The organism is Massilia sp. Masssp94 (genome assembly GCF_059491305.1).
Genome location: NZ_CP168501.1, coordinates 1,456,969 through 1,475,820, shown reverse-complemented (window position 1 = coordinate 1,475,820; position 18,852 = coordinate 1,456,969). Strand labels below are relative to the sequence as shown.

At 66.2% G+C, this 18,852-nt stretch carries 17 protein-coding genes; 8 read left to right on the top strand and 9 right to left on the bottom strand.

All coding sequences use genetic code 11. The features are described 5' to 3' along the window. Window position 1: 1 nt before the first annotated feature. The 4 genes from ACEN9G_RS06320 to ACEN9G_RS06305 all read right to left on the bottom strand — a co-directional run bounded on the left by ACEN9G_RS06320 (window position 2) and on the right by ACEN9G_RS06305 (window position 4,728). A complete protein-coding gene (locus ACEN9G_RS06320; protein WP_413341334.1) occupies window positions 2-1,237 on the bottom strand; it encodes a polyhydroxyalkanoate depolymerase in 1,236 nt (411 codons plus the stop codon). Between the two features lie 234 nt (window positions 1,238-1,471). After that, window positions 1,472-2,563 carry an NAD(P)/FAD-dependent oxidoreductase gene (locus tag ACEN9G_RS06315; RefSeq protein WP_056123168.1) on the bottom strand — a complete coding sequence of 364 codons (1,092 nt, stop codon included), beginning with the start codon at window positions 2,561-2,563 and terminating at the stop codon, window positions 1,472-1,474. A 133-nt stretch (window positions 2,564-2,696) separates the two neighbouring features. Further along, on the bottom strand, window positions 2,697-3,020 hold the full coding sequence (gene fdxA / locus ACEN9G_RS06310; protein WP_413341332.1) for a ferredoxin FdxA: 324 nt from the start codon (window positions 3,018-3,020) through the stop codon (window positions 2,697-2,699). Between the two features lie 172 nt (window positions 3,021-3,192). Continuing rightward, complete coding sequence (locus tag ACEN9G_RS06305; protein WP_495605533.1) at window positions 3,193-4,728, bottom strand: hypothetical protein; 1,536 nt, start codon at window positions 4,726-4,728, stop codon at window positions 3,193-3,195. A gap of 155 nt (window positions 4,729-4,883) precedes the next feature. On the opposite strand from ACEN9G_RS06305, the gene ACEN9G_RS06300 reads away from it, so the two are divergent. Continuing rightward, window positions 4,884-5,162, top strand: a complete 279-nt coding sequence (locus ACEN9G_RS06300) for a polyhydroxyalkanoic acid system family protein (protein WP_413342460.1) — start codon at window positions 4,884-4,886, stop codon at window positions 5,160-5,162. On the opposite strand, the gene ACEN9G_RS06295 is transcribed toward ACEN9G_RS06300, so the two are convergent. Continuing rightward, on the bottom strand, window positions 5,163-5,414 hold the full coding sequence (locus tag ACEN9G_RS06295; protein WP_413342458.1) for an acyl-CoA-binding protein: 252 nt from the start codon (window positions 5,412-5,414) through the stop codon (window positions 5,163-5,165). It abuts the gene before it with no gap. A 91-nt stretch (window positions 5,415-5,505) separates the two neighbouring features. Then, window positions 5,506-5,862, bottom strand: a complete 357-nt coding sequence (locus tag ACEN9G_RS06290) for an FKBP-type peptidyl-prolyl cis-trans isomerase (protein ID WP_413342457.1) — start codon at window positions 5,860-5,862, stop codon at window positions 5,506-5,508. A 185-nt stretch (window positions 5,863-6,047) separates the two neighbouring features. On the opposite strand from ACEN9G_RS06290, the gene ACEN9G_RS06285 reads away from it, so the two are divergent. From ACEN9G_RS06285 to ACEN9G_RS06270, 4 genes are read left to right on the top strand one after another with little or no spacing between them, the layout of a single operon-like run. Beyond that, window positions 6,048-7,019 carry a YVTN family beta-propeller repeat protein gene (locus ACEN9G_RS06285; protein ID WP_413342455.1) on the top strand — a complete coding sequence of 324 codons (972 nt, stop codon included), beginning with the start codon at window positions 6,048-6,050 and terminating at the stop codon, window positions 7,017-7,019. Then, window positions 7,019-7,777 (top strand): polysaccharide deacetylase family protein, encoded by a 759-nt coding sequence (locus ACEN9G_RS06280; RefSeq protein WP_413342453.1) that lies wholly within the window; start codon window positions 7,019-7,021, stop codon window positions 7,775-7,777. Before ACEN9G_RS06285 ends, ACEN9G_RS06280 begins: the two co-directional genes overlap by 1 nt. Before the next feature lie 4 nt (window positions 7,778-7,781). Then, on the top strand, window positions 7,782-8,777 hold the full coding sequence (locus ACEN9G_RS06275; protein ID WP_413342451.1) for a sterol desaturase family protein: 996 nt from the start codon (window positions 7,782-7,784) through the stop codon (window positions 8,775-8,777). Next, on the top strand, window positions 8,774-9,592 hold the full coding sequence (locus tag ACEN9G_RS06270; protein WP_413342449.1) for an EI24 domain-containing protein: 819 nt from the start codon (window positions 8,774-8,776) through the stop codon (window positions 9,590-9,592). Before ACEN9G_RS06275 ends, ACEN9G_RS06270 begins: the two co-directional genes overlap by 4 nt. A gap of 6 nt (window positions 9,593-9,598) precedes the next feature. On the opposite strand, the gene ACEN9G_RS06265 is transcribed toward ACEN9G_RS06270, so the two are convergent. After that, the gene (locus ACEN9G_RS06265; protein ID WP_483126501.1) at window positions 9,599-10,831 is read right to left on the bottom strand and encodes a WD40/YVTN/BNR-like repeat-containing protein; all 1,233 of its coding nucleotides are present in this window, start codon (window positions 10,829-10,831) and stop codon (window positions 9,599-9,601) included. 177 nt (window positions 10,832-11,008) lie between these two features. Between ACEN9G_RS06265 and ACEN9G_RS06260 the strand changes: the two genes are divergently transcribed. The 3 genes from ACEN9G_RS06260 (at window position 11,009) to ACEN9G_RS06250 (ending at window position 17,024) form a co-directional block, all read left to right on the top strand. Continuing rightward, on the top strand, window positions 11,009-11,809 hold the full coding sequence (locus ACEN9G_RS06260) for a competence/damage-inducible protein A (protein ID WP_413346009.1): 801 nt from the start codon (window positions 11,009-11,011) through the stop codon (window positions 11,807-11,809). A gap of 489 nt (window positions 11,810-12,298) precedes the next feature. Continuing rightward, on the top strand, window positions 12,299-15,655 hold the full coding sequence (locus tag ACEN9G_RS06255) for a transglycosylase domain-containing protein (RefSeq protein ID WP_483127730.1): 3,357 nt from the start codon (window positions 12,299-12,301) through the stop codon (window positions 15,653-15,655). 10 nt (window positions 15,656-15,665) lie between these two features. Then, entirely contained in the window at window positions 15,666-17,024 is a 1,359-nt protein-coding gene (locus ACEN9G_RS06250) for a TAXI family TRAP transporter solute-binding subunit (RefSeq protein WP_413337475.1), read from the top strand. On the opposite strand, the gene ACEN9G_RS06245 is transcribed toward ACEN9G_RS06250, so the two are convergent. Together ACEN9G_RS06245 and ACEN9G_RS06240 are read right to left on the bottom strand one after the other, a co-directional pair. Then, on the bottom strand, window positions 17,025-18,110 hold the full coding sequence (locus ACEN9G_RS06245) for an NHL domain-containing protein (RefSeq protein WP_413337476.1): 1,086 nt from the start codon (window positions 18,108-18,110) through the stop codon (window positions 17,025-17,027). Window positions 18,111-18,210: 100 nt separating this feature from the next. Then, complete coding sequence (locus tag ACEN9G_RS06240; protein WP_413337477.1) at window positions 18,211-18,669, bottom strand: rhodanese-like domain-containing protein; 459 nt, start codon at window positions 18,667-18,669, stop codon at window positions 18,211-18,213. Window positions 18,670-18,852: the final 183 nt, after the last annotated feature.

The window sequence follows — 18,852 nt, the reverse complement described above, 5'->3', positions numbered from 1 at the left end:
CTCAGGCGTTCTTGCGGATAAATTCACCGATCATCGGGCAAATGATCTCGCGCCAGCGGCGGCCCGAGAAGATGCCGTAGTGGCCGCACTTCGGCGCCGTGAACTGCTGCTGCTTCTCGGCCGGGATGCCGGTGCACAGGTCGTGCGCGGCATGGGTCTGGCCGGCGCCGGAGATGTCGTCCAGTTCGCCTTCGATGGTGAACAGCGCCACGCTCTCGATGTCTTGCGGACGCACGAGCTGGCCGCCCACTTGCCACGTGCCTTTCGGCAGGCGGGTTTCCTGGAATACCGTTTTAATCGTTTCCAGGTAATACTCGGCCGGCATGTCGAGGACGGCGTTGTACTCGTCGTAGAACTTGCGGTGCGCTTCCGCCGAATCGTCGTCGCCGCGCACCAGGTGCTGGTAGAACTCGCGGTGGCTCTGGGCGTGGCGGCCCGGATTCATCGCGATGAAGCCGGCGTGCTGCAGGAAGCCCGGATAGACTTTGCGGCCGAAGCCCGGGTAATTGCCCGGCACGGCATAGACCACCGTGTTCTCGAACCACGAGTACGGCTTTTCGACGGCCAGGTCGTTGACGGCCGTCGGTGACTTGCGCGGGTCGATCGGACCGCCCATCATGACCATCGACTTCGGCAGCCTGGCATCCTTGTTCGTCGCCATCAGCGAGATCGCGGCGAGCACCGGCACGGTCGGCTGGCACACGGAGATCACGTGCACGTCCGGGCCCAGGTGGCGGATGAAGTCCTGCACGTAATAGATATAGTCGTCCAGGTGGAACGGACCGTCCGACAGCGGCACCATGCGCGCGTCGACCCAGTCGGTAATGAAGACGTCCTGGTCCGGCAGCAGGGCGCGGACCGTGTCGCGCAGCAGGGTCGCATGGTGGCCCGACAGCGGGGCCACGACGAGCACCGTCGGCTGCTTGAGCGCGGCAAAGTCCGCGTCGCTCATGTCTTTCTTGAAGTGCAGCAGCTTGCAGAACGGCTTGCTGACCACGGGGCGTTCCACGATGCCGACCGTCTGCCCGTTGATGATGGTCGAGGTCAGGCCGAAAGCAGGTTTCTCATAGTCCTTGCCGAGGCGGTACATCAGCTCGTAGCCGGCAGCGATACGCTGCGAAAACGGGGTGTGCGCGAACGGTGAGACTGGATTCGAAAACAGTTTGGCAGAGGCATCGGCCCACTGCATCAGCGGGTTCAGGAAGGAGCGTTGCATCTCGTGCAGTTGATAAAGCATAATTTTTCCTTCATGACTCTGTGCGCAATTGCAATCGTTTGCGCTACGTGTGCGGTGAATTATAGGCTCATTCGGCTTGGCGTGGGGCAACAACGAGCCTGAGTCACAATCTGTTTATTACTGCGTTGCACAATATGTATCACACTTGTCAGCACCCGGTTCGTTAAGTGCACTACATAAGAAAAATGCCCCGCACAGGCGGGGCATTTTCGTCGTGACTGAGTTACGGAACGGTCAATCGAACACAGGCGTTTCGACGCCGAGGATCTTGTGCAGCTTCGGCGACGTCGTCGTGTACTGCATGTGGATCTTCTTGTCCGGGAAGATGTACGGCGCGGCGCCGAAGGCGGCCAGCGCGGCTTCGTGGAAGCCCGACAGGATCAGCTTCTTCTTGCCCGGGTAGGTGTTGATGTCGCCCACAGCGAAGATGCCCGGCACGTTGGTCTCGAACTTCTCGGTGTCCATGACCTTCAGCTGGCGGCGTTCGATGTCCAGGCCCCACTCGGCGATCGGGCCCAGCTTCGGCGACAGGCCGAAGAACACCATCAGCATGTCCAGCGGCACGCGGCGGGTCACGCCGTCGGCGCCGGTCACCTTGACTTCGGACAGCTGGCCATCCTTCTCATCGAAGCCGGTGACCTGGCCGGTGATCAGTTGCATTTCGTAGTCTTCGCACAGCTGCTTCATCTTGGCGACGGAAGCCGGGGCGGCGCGGAAGTCTTCGCGACGGTGCACCAGCACGACGGATTCGGCCTTGCCGACGAAGTTCAGGGCCCAGTCCAGCGCGGAGTCGCCGCCGCCGCAGATGACGAGGTTCTTGCCTTCGAACAGGCTCGGATCCTTGACGCGGTAGAACAGCTGGCTGTTCTCGAACTTCTCGATGCCGTCGACCTTGATCGTGCGCGCCTGGAACGAACCGACACCGGCAGCGATGAAGATGGTCTTGGTGATGAAACGGGTACCGGTCGACGTTTCGACGTTGAAGCGGTGGTCTTCACGGCGCTGGACGGTGGTGACTTCCTGGCCCAGGTGGAAGGTCGGCTCGAACGGCTCGATCTGCTTGAGCAGGTTGTCGGTCAGTTCCTGGCCGGTGCAGACGGGCACGGCCGGGATGTCGTAGATCGGCTTGTCCGGATACAGCTCCACGCACTGGCCGCCGACGGCCGGCAGCGAATCGATCACGTGGGCCTTGATCTCCAGCAGGCCCAGCTCGAACACCTGGAACAGGCCGACCGGGCCCGCGCCGATGATCACGGCATCGGCTTCGATGGCGCCGGCAAAGGAGCTGTTGGGAGCGATGGTGCCCACTTCGGGGGTCGTAGTCATGCTGATTTCCTGAAAATTATGTACGGTAGGTAGGCGAGGGCGGATAGTGTGCCACGAATGGCGCACACCTGCAGGGACCGGCAAAGGACGCCGGCCACGGCCGGCGCTCCGGCGGGCCGGCGTTCAAGAACGATTAGCGGGCCAGTTGGTCCAGCTTGCTCTTGACGTCCTTCCACTCTTCCGCGTCCGGCAGGGCCGGCTTGGTCTTGGTGATGGACGGCCAGTTGCGTGCCAGTTCGACGTTGAGCTTGATGAATTGCTGCTGGTCCGACGGCACGTCTTCTTCCGCGTAGATCGCGTTGACCGGGCACTCCGCCACGCACACGGCGCAGTCGATGCACTCGTCCGGGTCAATGGCGAGGAAATTCGGGCCTTCCCGGAAACAATCTACCGGGCATACATCCACGCAATCGGTATAGCGACAACGGATGCACGATTCGGTGACAACGTGGGTCATAACAGTCCTATCAATGAGTGGAAGCGGCGGCGTGTATTGTTCGAAAAGCGTTCGCCGGACGCGGCAAAGCACTGTATTTTAGGGCAATTCTGCTTCTACGACAAATCAGGCTTATACACAATACACATAAGCAAATGTATTCGGAGTCCGCTCGCCGGGCCGCTTCCAGGGCTCATCGAAGCCTGTCCGTAGCCCCCAGGTCCACTACCGCCGTCGTCGCGACGGCCGCGCCGGAATCGTCCGTCACCGTGACCGTGGTCAGCGCCACGGCCGCCGGCGGCGCGCCCGCCGGACCGGACCGGCCGTGCGCCGCGCACCAGCGCGCGAGGGCGTCCGCCTCCGCCTGCAGCACGCGTTCGACATCGTAGTATTCGGCCAGGTTCATCGTGCCGCAGCAGGCGCGCCGGTCCCGGCGCGCGCCGGGCGCGTCGGTCACGAGCGGCGCCAGGCGCAGGCCGGCCGGGTGGTCGCCCGTGATCCCGGCCGGCACGGCGAACACCTCGCGCTGAGCGAACCGGTCGCGGATCGCGTTGACGACGGCCTGCGGTTTGCCGTCCTCGAAGGCCAGGCGCAGCATCTCGTTGGCCACGTCGGCGAACGTGGCGGCCGTGTCGGGGGCGGCCATCAGCGCGCGCAGCACGAGTCCGCGCAGCCATCCGGCCACGCGGTGCAGGACGCTGGCGCAATCTTCCAGCGCGGGATCGCGCTCGAGGGCGAACACGTCGGCCAGGATGTCGTAGACGGCGCCCGTGAACACCTGCGAGATCGCGTGCACCTCGGTCCCGGCTTCGGACAGGGTGAGGTCGTTGTCGGCATTGCGCAGCCCGGTCGTACTGCCCAGGGCGAGGCCGAACTGCTCGGCGATGTCGGCCAGGAAGGTCTTGTCGTGCAGGTGCGCCTTGGTCTGGGCGATGACGGCCTCGCACTGGTCGAGCTGGGACAGCGCGAGGAAGATCGCCGTCAGGTCGCCGAACGATTCGTGCAGGCCGCCCGTCTGCGGCGGATTGTCGGCCAGCAGCCATTGCGGCTTGAGGCCGTCCAGCACGGCGTGGCCCGTTTCGTGCGAGACGATGTCGAACGAGCGGCACGTGTACACGCGCGCGGTTTCTCCGGCGGGCACGAAGTCGCCGAACTTCAGGCACGCCTGCGCGCGGCTGTAATAGGCATTCATCACGTTCGGCAGGCCGTATGGCCAGACCTGCAGCGGCGCCGTGTCGACGCTGCTGTTCCATTGCCAGGGCAGGGGCATCGCGCTGCCGGCCGTCGACAGCGCGCGCTGGTACATCGTCAGGGTCTGGCGCACGACGGCGAACGTGTGGACGGCGTCGAACTGCGGCGTATCGGGCATCGTCACGAAGTCGCCGAAGGCGTTCGGCTCGACCGGCGGGATGCCGGCATCGCTCGAGGCAAGCACGATGCGCGCGTCGCGCGGACCGGCCAGCACGACGCCGGGCAGGAAGACCTTGCGCGTGCCGATCTCGTTCACCGACGGATCCTGCTTCCACATCAGCACGCGCGCGCCGGACGCGTAGGGCAGGGGCACATCACCCGGCTGGCTGCCTTCAAGTGCCGACGCGCTGCCGGGGCCGGATTGCGGCCGTGGCCGGCCCGGCTGGTCGAGCAGTTGCGCGGCCTTGCGGTGCTGGCGATACGAGGCGGTGGGCGTCGGCACGAAACCGACGGGGGGCTGGGTGGGCGTCGAATCCATGGTAATCCTCCTTGATGACACGAGGAATGGTCGCCCCTTGCCCAAGTTGGGTTTTGAGACTCATCAATTGATTATTCTCTAGGCAAGCGCTGGCCTTTGCGCCCATCAACTGGCATCATGGCGGGCTGTTTGCTTTGAATCAGTAAGGAAATCGAATGCCGGACATCAGCATCACCCAGCCGCACAGCCTGAGCCAGACCGACGCGCGCGCCGCCGCGCAAAAGGTGGCGGACAAGCTGGCCCGCGAATATGGCCTGACGTGCAAATGGGAAGGGGACGTGCTGCGTTTCGCCCGCAGCGGCGTGGAGGGGGCGCTCACGCTGGGCGAGCGCCAGGCCGCGTTGCGCATCAAGCTGGGGTTTTTGATGAGTGCTTTCGCGTCCCCCATCGAACAGAAGGTGGCGGAAAGCATGCGCAAGACGTTTAACGCTTGATTACTTCAGGTCTTCGATCAGGTCGACGTACTGTTGCATCGCTTCGTCCCGTGCCGTGCCTTTCAGCGCGGCCCACGCGTCGTACTTGGCGCGGCCGACCATGTCGGTGAAGCCGGGACGCTCGCCCGTGACGTCGCCGCTCGACCCCTGCTTGAACAATGCGTAGATCTTCAGCAGGGTCATGTTGTCCGGACGCTCGGGCAGGTTCTTCGAATCGATCTGGGCCTGGGCGAACTGTTCTTGCAAACTCATGGTAACTCCTTTGACGATGTGCGGGCATCTTAGCGCATCGTCATCGGAATCCCCGCTGATTTGGCCGGATTTTAGAAGCGTTGCTCGGTCATCAAACGGCGAGGAGCTCGACGTCGAAGATCAGCGTGGCATTCGGCGGAATCACGCCGCCGGCGCCGCGCGCGCCGTAGCCCAGGCTCGCCGGGATGATCAGGCGGCGCGCACCGCCCACCTTCATGCCCTGCACGCCTTCGTCCCAGCCGCGGATCACGTGGCCGGCGCCCAGCGGAAACTGGAACGGGTCGTTGCGATCCTTGCTGGAGTCGAACTTGACGCCGGTGCTGCCGTCGTCGTTCTGCAGCCAGCCGGTGTAGTGCACGGTCACGTAGTTGCCGGCCTTCGCTTCGGCGCCGCTGCCGACGACGGTGTCTTCGTATTGCAGGCCGGAATTCGTGGTGGTGATGGACATGGGTGTTCCTTGTTGTTCAGAGTGAAAGGCCGATTGTAGTCCATGACCTGTCAAAGCGCTATTAACGCTCTGTCCACTGTGTTGCGGCGGCGCGCCGCTTGCGTGCGATTCCATCGTTCTGCGCTTCGGAGCGTTCAAGTTTCCCCGTAGAATAAAGCTTCCTTCCACTGAGTCCGTCTCGTTCCATGCCGCGTCGCTTCTGCAAGTCCCTCATCTCTGGTTTCGCGTTGTTTTCGGTCATCCAGGCTGCCCACGCGAACGTCGTGGTCGTACTCAATTCGCGCGACGCCACCGTCCAGCTGCTCGACCAGAAGACGGGCGCCGACAACGGCACGTTCGCGGTCGGCAAGGAGCCCCATCACCTGATGGCCACGCCGGACAACAAGTCGGTCATCGTCGCCAGCTCCGCCGGCAACGAACTGATCTTCCTCGACCCCATTTCGGGCAAGGTGCAGCGCCGCCTGGCGGACGTGCTCGACCCGTACCAGATCGGCTTCTCGCCGGACCAGAAATGGTTCGTGTCGGCGTCGCTGCGCCTGGACCGCGTCGACGTCTACAAATACGAAGGCGGCAACCTGCTGCTCAGCAAGCGCCTGCCGCTCGCGCGCATGCCCAGCCACATCGCGTTCGACGCGGCCAGCACGACCGCGTTCGTGACGCAGCAGGGCAGCGACCAGGTCAGCGCCATCGACCTGAAGACGCAGACCGTCAAATGGACCCTCCCGGTCGGCAAGCTCCCGGCCGGCATCGCGATGACGCCGGACGACAAGTACCTGCTCGTCGGGATCATGGGCAGCGACTACGTCGAGGTGATCGACTGGCGCGCGCAGAAGACCGTCAAGCGCATCAAGACGGGCAACGGCGCCCACAACTTCCGCGCCCTCGGCGATCGCCGCCACGTGTTCGTGTCGAACCGCGTGCAGAACTCGATCAACATCATCGACCAGACCACGCTGGAAAACGTCGGCATGATCCCCGTACCGGGCGGTCCGGACTGCATGGAACTGACGAACGACGGCAAGACCTTGTGGGTGACGCTCCGCTGGATCAAGAAAGTCGCCGTGATCGACGTCGCCAGCCGCAAGGTCATCAAGATGATCCCCGTCGGCCGCTCGCCGCACGGGGTGTTCTTCGCCAACTCGGCGCCGCGGATGTGATGCTGCGTCTCGCCGCCGCCGCACTGCTGGCGGCCAGTTCCAGCGCGCATGCGGGTGACGCGCCCGCATGCAAGGGCACCGTCTACCTGACGTTCGACACGGGCAGCCAGTCGCAGGCCGAGCTGATCGCCGACACGCTGCGCCGCCACCACATCAAGGCGACGTTCTTCCTCGCCAACGAGAAAACGGTGCGCGGCGACTGGTCGCTCGATCCGTCGTGGGCGGACTACTGGAAGGCCCGCGTGGCGGAAGGTCATGCGTTCGGCAGCCACACGTTCGACCACGTGTATTTCCAGCGCGACGAGGCGGATGGCCGCATCGTCGTCAAGCCGCAGTTCGGCGCGCATGCGGGTCGGAAGCTCACCTGGACGCAGCAGCAGTACTGCGACGAACTGCGCCGCGTCGACACGCGCTTCGAACAGCTGACGGGCCGCCGCCTGGACCCGATCTTCCGTACGCCGGGCGGCCACAGCTCGCCCAACATCCTCGCGGCCGCGAAGGCATGCGGTTATCAACACGCGGGCTGGGCGCCGGCCGGATTCTCGGGCGACGAGACGTCCAGCGACAAATTCCCCAACGCGGTGTTGCTGAAGCGCGCACTGGACAACCTGAAGGATGGCGACATCTTCATGGCCCACATGGGCATCTGGTCGCGCAAGGACCCGTGGATGCCCGCGAACCTCGAACCGTTGATCTCCGGTCTCGAGCGCAAAGGCTTCTGTTTCGCTACACTGAGAGCGCATCCGGACTACCGATAAAAATATGATTCAGCATTTCCTCGATGGGTTCGCCTTCCTGCAGGGATGGCTGTTCGAGAACGCGGTCGAACCCGCAATGTTCGCCATGGGCCTCGGCGAATACATCGAAGACGCCTTCGAAGGCATCGAATGGTTCCTCGCCGGCCTGTGCGAAGTGGCCGCCCTGTACCTCGTGCTGCGGCCGCTGGAGGCGGTCATCCCGGCGCAGAAGATGACGGACCGCCGCGCGCGCTTCAACGATTTCATCTACACGCTGATCCACCGCCTCGGCTTCTTCGGCATGGCCGTGTTCTTCACGCTCGACCCGGTCATGGACGGCATGGCCGCGGCGCTGCGCATGGAAGGCGTCCGCCCGTTCAATCTGGAGAACCTGATGACGGGGTTCCACCCGCTCGCCAGCTTCCTCATGTACCTCGTCGTGCTGGACTTCTTCGATTACTGGTTCCACCGCGGCCAGCACAAGTTCCGCTGGTGGTGGGCCCTGCACAGCCTGCACCACAGCCAGCAGAACATGAATTTGTGGAGCGACGACCGCAACCACCTGCTGGACGATCTGCTGCGCGACGTCTACATGGCCGTCATCGCGCTGGCGATCGGCGTGGCGCCGAGCCAGTACGTGCTGCTCGTCTCCGTCTCGCGCGCGCTGCAAAGCCTGCAGCACGCGAACGTGCGCATCCACTTCGGCCGCCTGGGCGAGCGCCTGCTCGTGTCGCCGCGCTTCCACCGCACGCACCACGCCGTCGGCATCGGCCACGAATCGCAGGGGCGCGAGCTGGGCGGCTGCAATTTCGGCGTACTGCTGCCCGTCTGGGACCAGCTGTTCGGCACCGCCAACTTCGCGCCCGGCTGGCACGGCACGGGCGTGCGCGACCAGTTCGCGCGCACCAATCCTGATGGGAGTGTACGTCCCGCGCGCGACTACGGCCGCGGTTTCTGGCGCCAGCAGTGGCTCGGCCTCGTGCGCCTCGTCGAAGCCGGCAACCGGCGCAACGCGGCATGATGCGCCCCGTCGCCATTGCCTACGGCCGCGCGCTGCGCTCCCAGTTCTCGGGGCGCATGCTGCTGTTGTCCATCGTGCCGCTGCTGCTGTCGCTGGCGTTGTGGGGCGGCCTGCTGTACGCCGGCATGCAGCCGCTGCTGGACTGGCTGCACGCGGTCTTCGCCGACTACGGCCTGTTCGAGACGAGCGGCAGCATCCTCGCCACCCTGGGCCTCGGTTTCCTGAAAACGCTCGTGATCCCGCTCGTGGCGATGCTCGTGCTGCTGCCGCTGATGATCATCACGTCGCTGCTGTTCATCGGCGTGGGCGCGATGCCGGCCATCGCGCGCCACGTCAGCCGCGTGCAGTTCCCGACGCTCGAGCGGAAGGAGGGCGGCAGCTTCATGGGCAGCCTCGGCGTCAACCTGTCGGGCATCGTCGTGTTCGCGCTGCTGTGGCTCGTCACGCTGCCGTTGTACGCGCTGGCGCCCGTCGCCATCGTCGTGCAGGCCGTGTTGTGGGGCTGGCTGACGGCGCGCGTGATGGGGTACGACGCGCTGGCCATCCACGCCAGCCCGGAGGAACGGCGCACGATCATGCACGCGCGCAAGCGCTCCCTGCTACTGATCGGCACCGTGTCGGGCCTGCTGGGCGCGTTGCCGGGCGTCGCGTGGATCGGCGGCGCGCTGTTCTCCGTCGTGCTGTTCCCGTTCCTGGCCGTGCTGTCGATCTGGCTCTACCTCGTGATCTTCATTTTCACGGGCCTGTGGTTCCAGTACTTCTGCCTGCAGGCGCTGGCCGACGTCCGGGCCGGCCAGGTGTCCAAGGACGTGTAAAGCGCGTCAAGGCGTGCCGAGCGTGACGAGCACGAGGCGGCCCTGCGCGCCTTTCGCCTCGTTGACGGTGACGAGCACGCGTCCCTGCGGATCCTGGGCGATGGCCGTCACTTCCGCCACCGATGCATCGTCCAGGTTGCGCGCATAGCCGGGCAGCAGGGTCGACAGGTCCGTCCACGTCGTGCCGCCATCCTTCGACCAGGCCAGGTACGGCTTCTGCGTCGCCTTGTCGAAGCCGCCCGCGACGAGCGTGTCCGGCTTGCCCGCGAGGGCCAGCAAGTGCCGGATGTACGGGTAGTTCCCGCCGCCGCTGAGCGGATGCTGGATCACGAACTTGAACGACTTGCCGCCATCCTCGCTGCGCAGCAGGCCGCCCTCGACGCCGGCGAACACGCGCTGGGCGCCTGTCGCCTGGATGAATTGCACGTTGCGGTTTTCCAGTTCCGGCAAGGCGACGGGGAGGGCGTCGCGCGATGCGAGGCTGACGCCATCCGCAGCCAGCTGGTAGGCGCGCAGGAACGCGAAATCCAGCGGGCATTCGCCGCCGACGAGCAGGCGGTCGCCGACGATCTCGAACGCGGGATGGGTGCAGATGTCCTGGTCGAAGAAGCCGGTCAGCACGCGCCAATGGGCGCCGCCGTCGTTCGACGCGAGCACGTTCTGACCGCCGCCGGCATTCGTGTACAGGCGGTCGTTCACCCGTTTCAGCTCGTCCATCGACAACGTCGTGCACGTGCTGCCCACGCACGCTTTCAGGCCGGCGTCGCGCGGCACGAAGGTGGTCCGGTCGGCACTCAACGCGCACAGCGCGTGTTCGGGGCGCGCGTCCGGGCCCTTGTCGTACCAGGGCTGGAACAGCCACAGATCGGATCCCAGCATGCGCAACGATGGTGCGCGCAGGGGCCAGGTGCCGCCGTCTTCGCGCGCGAGGCCGCATTCGCCCAGCGCGACGCCGGTCCACGCGGAATCCGCCCGCAGCGGCAGGCTGGCATGGACCACGGCCGTGTCGGTGGTCGCGGTATTCGACAGCGACAGCCAGGCGCTGTCGCCACCGAAGGCGATGCTGTCGATGCCGCCGGCCGCTGTCGCCAGCACGTCGGCGCGCGCGGGTTGGGCGACCGGGGCCGTCGGCTGGGTGGCGACCGGCGGCGGTGCGGCCGGATCGTCCGGGCCGCCGCAACCGGCAAGCAAAAGGGCCAGCGCGCACGCGCCGGCGACATGTCGTCCTGATGGAATCATCGTTCATTCTGTTCGGCGCCGCGCAGCCCGCGGCCGGCGCGCCGATTCTAGGAGGGGAGCCGTGTAGCGTCTTGGGGGCCTTTGTCACGAGTTTGTCCGCAAATGTCACACACGGTACGCGGCCACGGCGCGGCAGGCTCCGGCGCACTATGGCACACTGGACGCATGGAGGACTGCATGTCATTCGGCCTCATCATCATCGGCGACGAGATCCTGTCCGGGAAACGCCGCGACCAGCACTTGCCCAAGGTGATCGAACTCCTGCGCGAGCGCGGCTTGCGCCTGGCGTGGGTCGAGATCGTCGGCGACGAACCGGAGCGCATCACGGCCCTGCTGCGGCGCACGTTTGCGAGTGCCGACATCGTGTTTTCCTGCGGCGGCATCGGCGCCACGCCGGACGACCACACGCGCCAGTGCGCGGCGGCGGCGCTGGGCGTGCCGCTCGCACTGCATCCGCAAGGACGCGCGCTGATCGAGGAGCGCATCCGCGAGACCGCGGGTCCGGACGCCGACCTGGAAGCGCCGGAGAACCTGCAACGCCTCAGGATGGCGGAATTCCCCGCGGGCGCGAGCCTGATCCCGAATCCGTACAACCGCATCCCCGGCTTCACGCTGGCGCAGCACCACTTCGTGCCCGGTTTTCCCGTGATGGCGTGGCCGATGATCGCGTGGGTGCTCGATACGCTGTATGCGGACCAATTCCACCGCGAGGCGCGGCTCGAAAAGTCGTTGCTGGTGGTCGAGGCGGCGGAGGCGGCGCTGACGCCGCTGATGGAAGCGCTGGAAGCGCGTTACCCCGAAGTGCGCGTGTTCAGCCTGCCCAGCGTGGGCGATGCGCACACGCGGCGCCATATCGAATTGGGCGTAAAAGGCGATCCCGGCCAGGTCGAAGCGGCCTGGACCGACATGTGCGTGGAACTGGAAAGAATGGGTGCGGAAGTGCAACCGTTGCGGGCGGTGGACAGCCGTTCGAACTGAGCCGTTGTTTTTTTGCGAAAATGTCAGGACGACGTCAAAAAACTGCGTGAGCGGTTCCTGCATGTCACATTGATGTGGTGGAATGATGTCTGTGAGCAGAGGCGATCCGGAGTGAGGTCGCCGTAGCTTTGTGAACTTTTACGACCTGGATCACTCGAACCGACCAGCAGCAGGATGGCGAGCAGGTTGACGGGATTTGCAGGCGTGTTTCAAACCGGTTGAGCCATCATGGATAGTATTCGCCGTCAACGACGGCCCCGTTTCTTCTCCCGCGCGCTGCGCCGCATTCTTGGCCAGGCTGCGCCGGGCCAGCCTGCCTTGGCCGGCATTCCCGCCGTGGCAGCCGAGCAGGATCTCCCTGTCCGCAACATCCCCTCGCGCCAGGAGCCGAGTTTCGACTCCAGCCTCGAGCCCGCCGTCGAACCCGGCGGGGCCGGAGCGGACACGCCGCCCGAGCCGCCGCCGGCGCCGCCCAAGCGCCGCTGGCGCATGGTCAAGCGCACGTTCCTCGTCCTGCTGCTGCTCGCCGTCGCGGGTGCGGCCGGCCTGGCCGTCTACGAAAGCCGCACGTCGGCGCTCGAAGCGCACTTCTTCGCCGGCCTGACGAAGAAACTCAACTACCGCATGGCCAAGGGCCCGAGCGACGCGATCCGCTTCCCGCAGGCCAGCCCGTACGACGAGCGCCTCGGCTACTCGAACCTGCCGAACTACCTGGCCAAGCTCAAGACGCGCGACTACGTCGTCGTCGAACAGGCGCGCATGTCGCCGAAGATGCTGGAACTGGCCGACATGGGCCTGTTCGCCACGTACCACGAAAAGACGCGTGCCGGCCTCGACATCCTCGACTACAGCGGCGAGCCGCTGTTCTCGGCCCGCTTCCCCGAGCGCCTGTACGACAAGTTCGACGCCACGCCGCAGCTGCTCGTGAAGAGCCTGCTGTTCATCGAGAACCGCGAACTGCTCGACACGACGTATCCGAAGCGTAACCCGGCCGTCGAATGGGACCGCTTCTCGAAAGCCGTGTTCGACAAGACCTTGCACTCGATCGGCCTGGGCAGCGGCGGCCGCGTCGCCGGCGGCAGCACGCTCGCCACGCAGATCGAAAAATACCGCCACTCGCCGGAAGGCCGCACGGCCTCGCTGGGCGACAAGCTGCGCCAGATGGCGTCGGCCACGCTGCGTTCCTACCTGGGCGGCGAGAACACGGGCCCGACCCGGCGCCGCATCGTGCTCGAATACCTGAACACCGTGCCGCTGTCGGCCAAGCTCGGCTACGGCGAGGTGAACGGCATCGGCGACGGCATGTGGGTCTGGTACGGCCGCGATTTCGCGGAAGTGAACCGCATCCTCTCGAGTAAGCAGCTCACGCCCGAATTCGCATTGGTGTACAAGGAAGCGCTGTCGCTGATGATCGCGCAGCGCCGCCCCGCGTACTACCTGGGCGCCGGCGAGAAGGACCTGGAAATCCTCACGAACTCGCACCTGCGCGTGCTCGCGCAGGCCGGCGTCATTTCGCCCGCGCTGCGCGACGTGGCCATCGCCACCGTGCTGCATCCGGCACTCGGTTCCGGCGTCGCACCGCCGCCCGCGAACACGTTCGTCACGCGCAAGGCCGCCAACGCCGTGCGCAACCATCTCGCCAACCTGCTGGGCGACTCCCGCCTGTACAACCTCGACCGCCTCGACCTGTCGGTGGTGACGACCTTGAATTCGGACGCGCAGAAGGCCGTGACGGCCACCTTGCGCAAGCTGACCGACAACGAAGCGGCCGCGGAAGCGGGCCTGACGGGCAAGGGCATGCTGGGCAACGGCGACCCGTCCAAGGTCGTGTACAGCTTCACGCTGATGGAGCGGGGCGACAAGGTCAACTACCTGCGCGTCCAGACCGACAACTACGACCAGCCGCTCGACATCAACGAGGGCGCCAAGCTCGACCTCGGTTCGACCGCGAAGCTGCGCACCCTGACGACCTACCTCGACATCGTCGACCAGCTGCACCAGCGCTACGAGCCGATGTCGAAAGCGGAGCTCGCCCAGGTCAAGGTCGATCCGAAGGACCGCCTGACCCAGTGGGCCGTCGACTACTTCCAGACCTTGCCGGACGGCGCCGACCGCGGTCTCGTGCCGATGCTGGGCGCGGCCATGGAGCGCAAGTATTCGGGCAACCCGGGCGAAGCGTTCTTCACGGGCGGCGGCGTGCACATCTTCGGCAACTTCAGCAAGCTGGACGACAGCCGCATCCTCACCGTGCAGCAGGCGCTGCAGAACTCGACGAACCTCGTGTTCGTGCGCCTGATGCGCGACGTCGTGCGCTACTACATGTTCCAGCTGCCCGGCTCGTCCGCGCAACTGCTGGCCGACGCCGACGATCCGCGCCGCGCGGAGTATCTGTCGCGCTTCGCCGACCGCGAAGGCAAGGATTTCCTGGCCCGCTTCTGGAACAAGTACCGCGGCAAGAACTGGGACGAGGTCGAGACGGCGCTGATGCAGGGCGTGCGCATCCGGGCGTCGAAGGTCGCGGCCGTGCACCGCACGATCTACCCGGACGCGTCGCTGGCCGAATTCGGCAAGTTCCTCCACAAGTACCTGCCGGCCGACGCCGAGGTCGACGACGAGCGCATCGCCAAGATGTACGACCAGTACGCCGTCGCGAACATGTCGCTGGCCGACCGCGGCTACGTCGCCTCCGTGCACCCGCTCGAACTGTGGCTCGTGGGCTACCTGCGCACCCATCCGAAAGCGGGCTGGGACGAAGTCGTCGGCGCATCGACGAAGGAACGCCAGGAAGTGTATTCGTGGTTGTTCAAGACGCACCGCAAGCATGCCCAGGACAAGCGCATCGCCGGCCTGATCGAAGTGGAAGCCTTCCTCAAGATCCACGCGCAGTGGAAGAAGATGGGCTATCCGTTCGACTCGCTCGTGCCGTCGTACGCGACCACGCTGGGCGCGTCGGCCGACCGTCCGATCGCGCTGGCCGAGCTGATGGGCATCCTCATCAACGGCGGCGTGCGCAAGCCCACGCAGCGCATCGACTCGCTGCACTTCGCCAAGGACACGCCGTACGAGACCGTCGTCAAGCGCGGCAATGCGGAGAAGGGCGAGCAGGTGCTGAACCCCCAGGTGGCGCGCGCCGTCGTCAACGCCATCCGCGGCGTCGTGCAGGAAGGTACCGCGAAGCGTGCCAAGACCGCGTTCGTCAAGGACGACGGCAGCGTGATCGCGCTGGGCGGCAAGACGGGTACCGGCGACCAGCGCTTCGACGTCTACGGCGCCGGCCACCGCCTGATCGAATCGCGCTACGTGAACCGTTCGGCCACGTTCGTGTTCAACATCGGCGAGCGCTTCTTCGGCAGCATGACGGCGTACGTCCACGGCCCGGATTCCGCGCACTACGACTTCACCAGCGCGCTGCCCGTGCAACTGCTCGTGAAGCTGGCGCCGAGCCTGATGCCGATGATCCAGCACCAGGACACGGTCACCATCCCGGGCCTGCACGTCGAACGTGCCGCGCCGGCGCCGGCGGGCCCGACGGATGCCGTCGCGCGCGATACCGAGCAGCCCGTGCCGGCCGATGCAGCGCCGCCCGTGGAGGCCCCGGCCGTCGAGGAACCGGTCGCGAAGCCGGTTGCGAAACCGGTTGCCAAGCCGGCGGTGAAGGCCGCCGAGAAGCCGGCCGCGGAAGATCATCCGAAAGCGGTCGGCGTCCGCAAGGCCGGCGTCGACACGCCGTCGAAGCCGGCGCCGCACAAGCCGGCGGTCAAGCGCGACGATCCGGAGGCACCGCCGCCGAAGGTTGAACGCGCAGCCCGTCCGAAGCCGGCCGCCGTGGAAGACGTGCTGCTGTGAGCCGGGCCGCATGAAGCGGCTCCCGCTGCGTAAATTCAGTCTCGTCTCGTTGCGCGACCTGCTGGTGGCGGTCGCGCCGACGGCCGTGCTCGTGCTGGCCGCGTGCATCGTCGCGTACATCGTCGTCGACCCCGCGCCGCCGCGCCACGTGATCCTCGCGACGGGGCAGGAGAACAGCGCGTACGAGGAATTCGGCCGCAAGTACGCGACCATCCTCGCCCGCGACGGCATCAAGGTCGATGCCCAGCGCACGCTGGGATCGGAAGACAACCTGCAGCGCCTCATCGAAGGCAAGGCCGATATCGCGTTCGTGCAGAGCGGGTCGACGAGCGAGGCACAGGCCGAGCGGCGCGGCCTCGTGTCGCTGGGCAGCCTGTTCACGGAACCCGTCTGGCTATTCCTGCGCGAGCGCGATGCGCACGGCCGCAAGCGCGACATGGACAGCATCGTGCAGCTGAAAGGCCTGCGCATCAACCTCGGACCGGAAGGGACGGGCGTGCCGAAGCTGTTCCGCCAGGTCCTCGCCGTGAACGGCCTGGAGCCGCGCCAGCTGAAGCTCTCCGCGCTCGAGAACACGCCCGCCACCGTGGAGTTGCTGGCGGGGCATATCGATGGCCTCGTGTTCAGCTCCGCACCGGAAGCGCCGTTGATCCAGATGCTGCTGCAGACGCCGGGCATCCGCCTGTTTAACTTCCGCCAGGCGGAGGCGTACACGCGCCGGCTGCCGTTCCTCACGCACGTCGTGCTGCCGCGCGGAATCGTCGACCTCGGACGCGACATCCCGGCCCAGGATTTTCATTTGATCGCGCCCACGGCCACGCTGGTCGCGCGCGAGGACCTGCATCCCGCGCTGATCGATTTATTCGTCAAGGCGGCCACGGAGATTCATGGCGGGACGGGCTGGTTCCAGCAGCAGGGCCAATTCCCGTCGCCGCGCTATACGGAGATCCCGGTGGCGCGGGAGGCGGCGAAATACTATCGCGACGGTCCGCCGTTCCTGCAGCGCTACCTGTCGTTCTGGCTGGCGAACCTGTTCGACCGGCTGTGGGTCGTCGTGGTGGCGCTGGCGGCGCTGATCATTCCGCTGTCGAAGATCGTGCCGCCGCTGTACGTGTGGCGCATCCGCTCGCGTGTGTACCGCTGGTACGGCGAGTTGCGCGCCGTCGAGCAGGCGCTGGAAAACGCGAAGGACGAGCACCGCGACGAGGCACGGGAGGAGCTGCTGCGCCGCCTCGACGGTATCGAGCAGCGCGTCAACCACATCTCGATCCCGCTCGCGTACGCGGATGCGTTATATGGCCTGCGCAGCCACATCAACTTCGTGCGCCAGCGCGTGCGGATCGCGCTGGCCGCGAAGAACGCCGCGTAATTACGGCAACACGATCTTCACGACCGCATTGCCCGACGTCGCGTACAACGTGCCGCTGCCGTCGACCGCGATACCGCGCAGCTGCGCGAAGCTGCCGGGCAGCTTGCCGGTCCGCAGCGTCGTCGACGCGGCCAGGCCGGCGGGCGTCGCGACGATGCCGTCCGGCGTCGTGATCTTGCGCACCGTGTTGTTGATGGCATCGGCGCCGTACAGATTGCCGTTCTTGTCGATGGCAAGCGCGATCAGCTGCTGGAAGCGGGCAGTCGACGCATTGCCGTCGGCGTTGCCGGCCTGGTTGCGCGCGCCGACGAAGGTCGTGAGCGCGGTGGCGCCGGACGTCGCACGGCTGAGCGTGCGAAACAGGTCGGCCACGTACACGGTGCCGTCGGGATCGACGACCACGCCGCGCGGCACCAGCTGGCCCGTGCCGTAGATGGGCGCGACGGCGCCCGTTTCGAGCGTCGTGGCGCGGTTCGGATTCGCGATCGGGATGCGGCGCGTGTCGACGCCCGACGTGACGTACAGGTTGCCGTCGTTGTCGGCCGCGATCCCGGCCGGGATGTTCTGCGGGTCGATGCCGAAATTGCCGAACGAGAGCCGGGTCACGGTGGTGACGGTGCCGTCCGACGTGATCTTGCGGATGGTCGCGCCGTCCAGGACGTACAGGTCGCCGCTGCCGTCGATCGTGATGGCCGTCGGCTGTGTGAAGCGGGCGCGGTTGCCCTTGCCGTCGGCCGTGCCGCTGGCGCCCGCCAGGCCGGCGAACAGGCTGACCGTGCCGTCCGGAGCGATCTTGCGGATCGTGAGGTTGCCTTCGTCCGCCACGTACACGTTGTCGTTGGTGTCGACGGCCAGGCCGCGCGGCGTGTTGAAGCGGGCCGCCGTGCCTTTCTTGTCCGCAGTGCCGCCGGTGGCGGCATCGCCGGCCAGCACGCTGATCCCCGTGCTCGGCCCGGAATCGCCGCCGTCGCCGTCGTCCGTCTCGCGCTTCGGCCCGCCGGGACCGCACGCGCACAGCAGCGCCGCGACACCCGCGCACACGAGGCGCACGCGCAGGCGGGCAGGGACAGCGGATGGGGTCGTCATGGCTACATCTCCAGGTCAGCAGTGAGCCCGCATGCTAGCACGCGCGCACCGTTGCGAATCTCTGCGATTCTCACGTGCGACCGGGAGACGAGCGAAAAGTTCAGGCGCCGATCCAGGGCAGGCCGGCCTTGCACCAGCCGCCGACCGTCTTGCGGTGGCCTTCCGGATCGCGGTCGCCCTCGAAGCCTTCCAGGATGTCGAACGCATTCTGGTAGCCCAGTTCCGTGGCGGTGCGCGCGGCGTGGCGCGAACGCACGCCGGAACGGCACAGGAACAGCACGACGTCGTCCGGGGTGGCCACGTTCTGCAGCTGGGTCGCGAAATCGGGGTTCGGCGCACCACCGGGGTACAACGTCCATTGCACGGCGCCGTGCTGGGTTTCCGGGATCGCGGGGCGGCCGACCCAGTCGCGCTCCGCATTCGTGCGCACGTCGACCAGTTTCACCCTGGGGTCCGCTTGCAGGAGTTCGAACGCTTCCTGGGGCGTGACGGCGCCCGCGTACGGCTGGCCGGGCGCGCGGGCCCTGGCGTTCGCGAGGATCTCGTCGGTCGTAGTCATGTCATCAATTCCTTGTAGGGTGGTTGCGCACCGTCGCGGGTCGTTGCTAAGCTAGGGCTCGCACTTTTGGTGCATTGCGCATCAGTTTGGTGCATACTCGAAAAATTGCACTTGTTTGGTGCGTATGGACGAGCTTGCGCCAAGATCGTGCACGCTTAAGGTGTCATTGATTTTAAGGGGCAA

What these genes read in the sequence shown, in the direction of transcription:
- ACEN9G_RS06320 (WP_413341334.1), bottom strand. Translation starts at nt 1,237, where the DNA reads ATGCTTTATCAACTGCACGAGATGCAACGCTCCTTCCTGAACCCGCTG.
- ACEN9G_RS06315 (WP_056123168.1), bottom strand. Translation starts at nt 2,563, where the DNA reads ATGACTACGACCCCCGAAGTGGGCACCATCGCTCCCAACAGCTCCTTT.
- fdxA (WP_413341332.1), bottom strand. Translation starts at nt 3,020, where the DNA reads ATGACCCACGTTGTCACCGAATCGTGCATCCGTTGTCGCTATACCGAT.
- ACEN9G_RS06305 (WP_495605533.1), bottom strand. Translation starts at nt 4,728, where the DNA reads ATGGATTCGACGCCCACCCAGCCCCCCGTCGGTTTCGTGCCGACGCCC.
- ACEN9G_RS06300 (WP_413342460.1), top strand. Translation starts at nt 4,884, where the DNA reads ATGCCGGACATCAGCATCACCCAGCCGCACAGCCTGAGCCAGACCGAC.
- ACEN9G_RS06295 (WP_413342458.1), bottom strand. Translation starts at nt 5,414, where the DNA reads ATGAGTTTGCAAGAACAGTTCGCCCAGGCCCAGATCGATTCGAAGAAC.
- ACEN9G_RS06290 (WP_413342457.1), bottom strand. Translation starts at nt 5,862, where the DNA reads ATGTCCATCACCACCACGAATTCCGGCCTGCAATACGAAGACACCGTC.
- ACEN9G_RS06285 (WP_413342455.1), top strand. Translation starts at nt 6,048, where the DNA reads ATGCCGCGTCGCTTCTGCAAGTCCCTCATCTCTGGTTTCGCGTTGTTT.
- ACEN9G_RS06280 (WP_413342453.1), top strand. Translation starts at nt 7,019, where the DNA reads ATGCTGCGTCTCGCCGCCGCCGCACTGCTGGCGGCCAGTTCCAGCGCG.
- ACEN9G_RS06275 (WP_413342451.1), top strand. Translation starts at nt 7,782, where the DNA reads ATGATTCAGCATTTCCTCGATGGGTTCGCCTTCCTGCAGGGATGGCTG.
- ACEN9G_RS06270 (WP_413342449.1), top strand. Translation starts at nt 8,774, where the DNA reads ATGATGCGCCCCGTCGCCATTGCCTACGGCCGCGCGCTGCGCTCCCAG.
- ACEN9G_RS06265 (WP_483126501.1), bottom strand. Translation starts at nt 10,831, where the DNA reads ATGATTCCATCAGGACGACATGTCGCCGGCGCGTGCGCGCTGGCCCTT.
- ACEN9G_RS06260 (WP_413346009.1), top strand. Translation starts at nt 11,009, where the DNA reads ATGTCATTCGGCCTCATCATCATCGGCGACGAGATCCTGTCCGGGAAA.
- ACEN9G_RS06255 (WP_483127730.1), top strand. Translation starts at nt 12,299, where the DNA reads ATGGTCAAGCGCACGTTCCTCGTCCTGCTGCTGCTCGCCGTCGCGGGT.
- ACEN9G_RS06250 (WP_413337475.1), top strand. Translation starts at nt 15,666, where the DNA reads ATGAAGCGGCTCCCGCTGCGTAAATTCAGTCTCGTCTCGTTGCGCGAC.
- ACEN9G_RS06245 (WP_413337476.1), bottom strand. Translation starts at nt 18,110, where the DNA reads ATGACGACCCCATCCGCTGTCCCTGCCCGCCTGCGCGTGCGCCTCGTG.
- ACEN9G_RS06240 (WP_413337477.1), bottom strand. Translation starts at nt 18,669, where the DNA reads ATGACTACGACCGACGAGATCCTCGCGAACGCCAGGGCCCGCGCGCCC.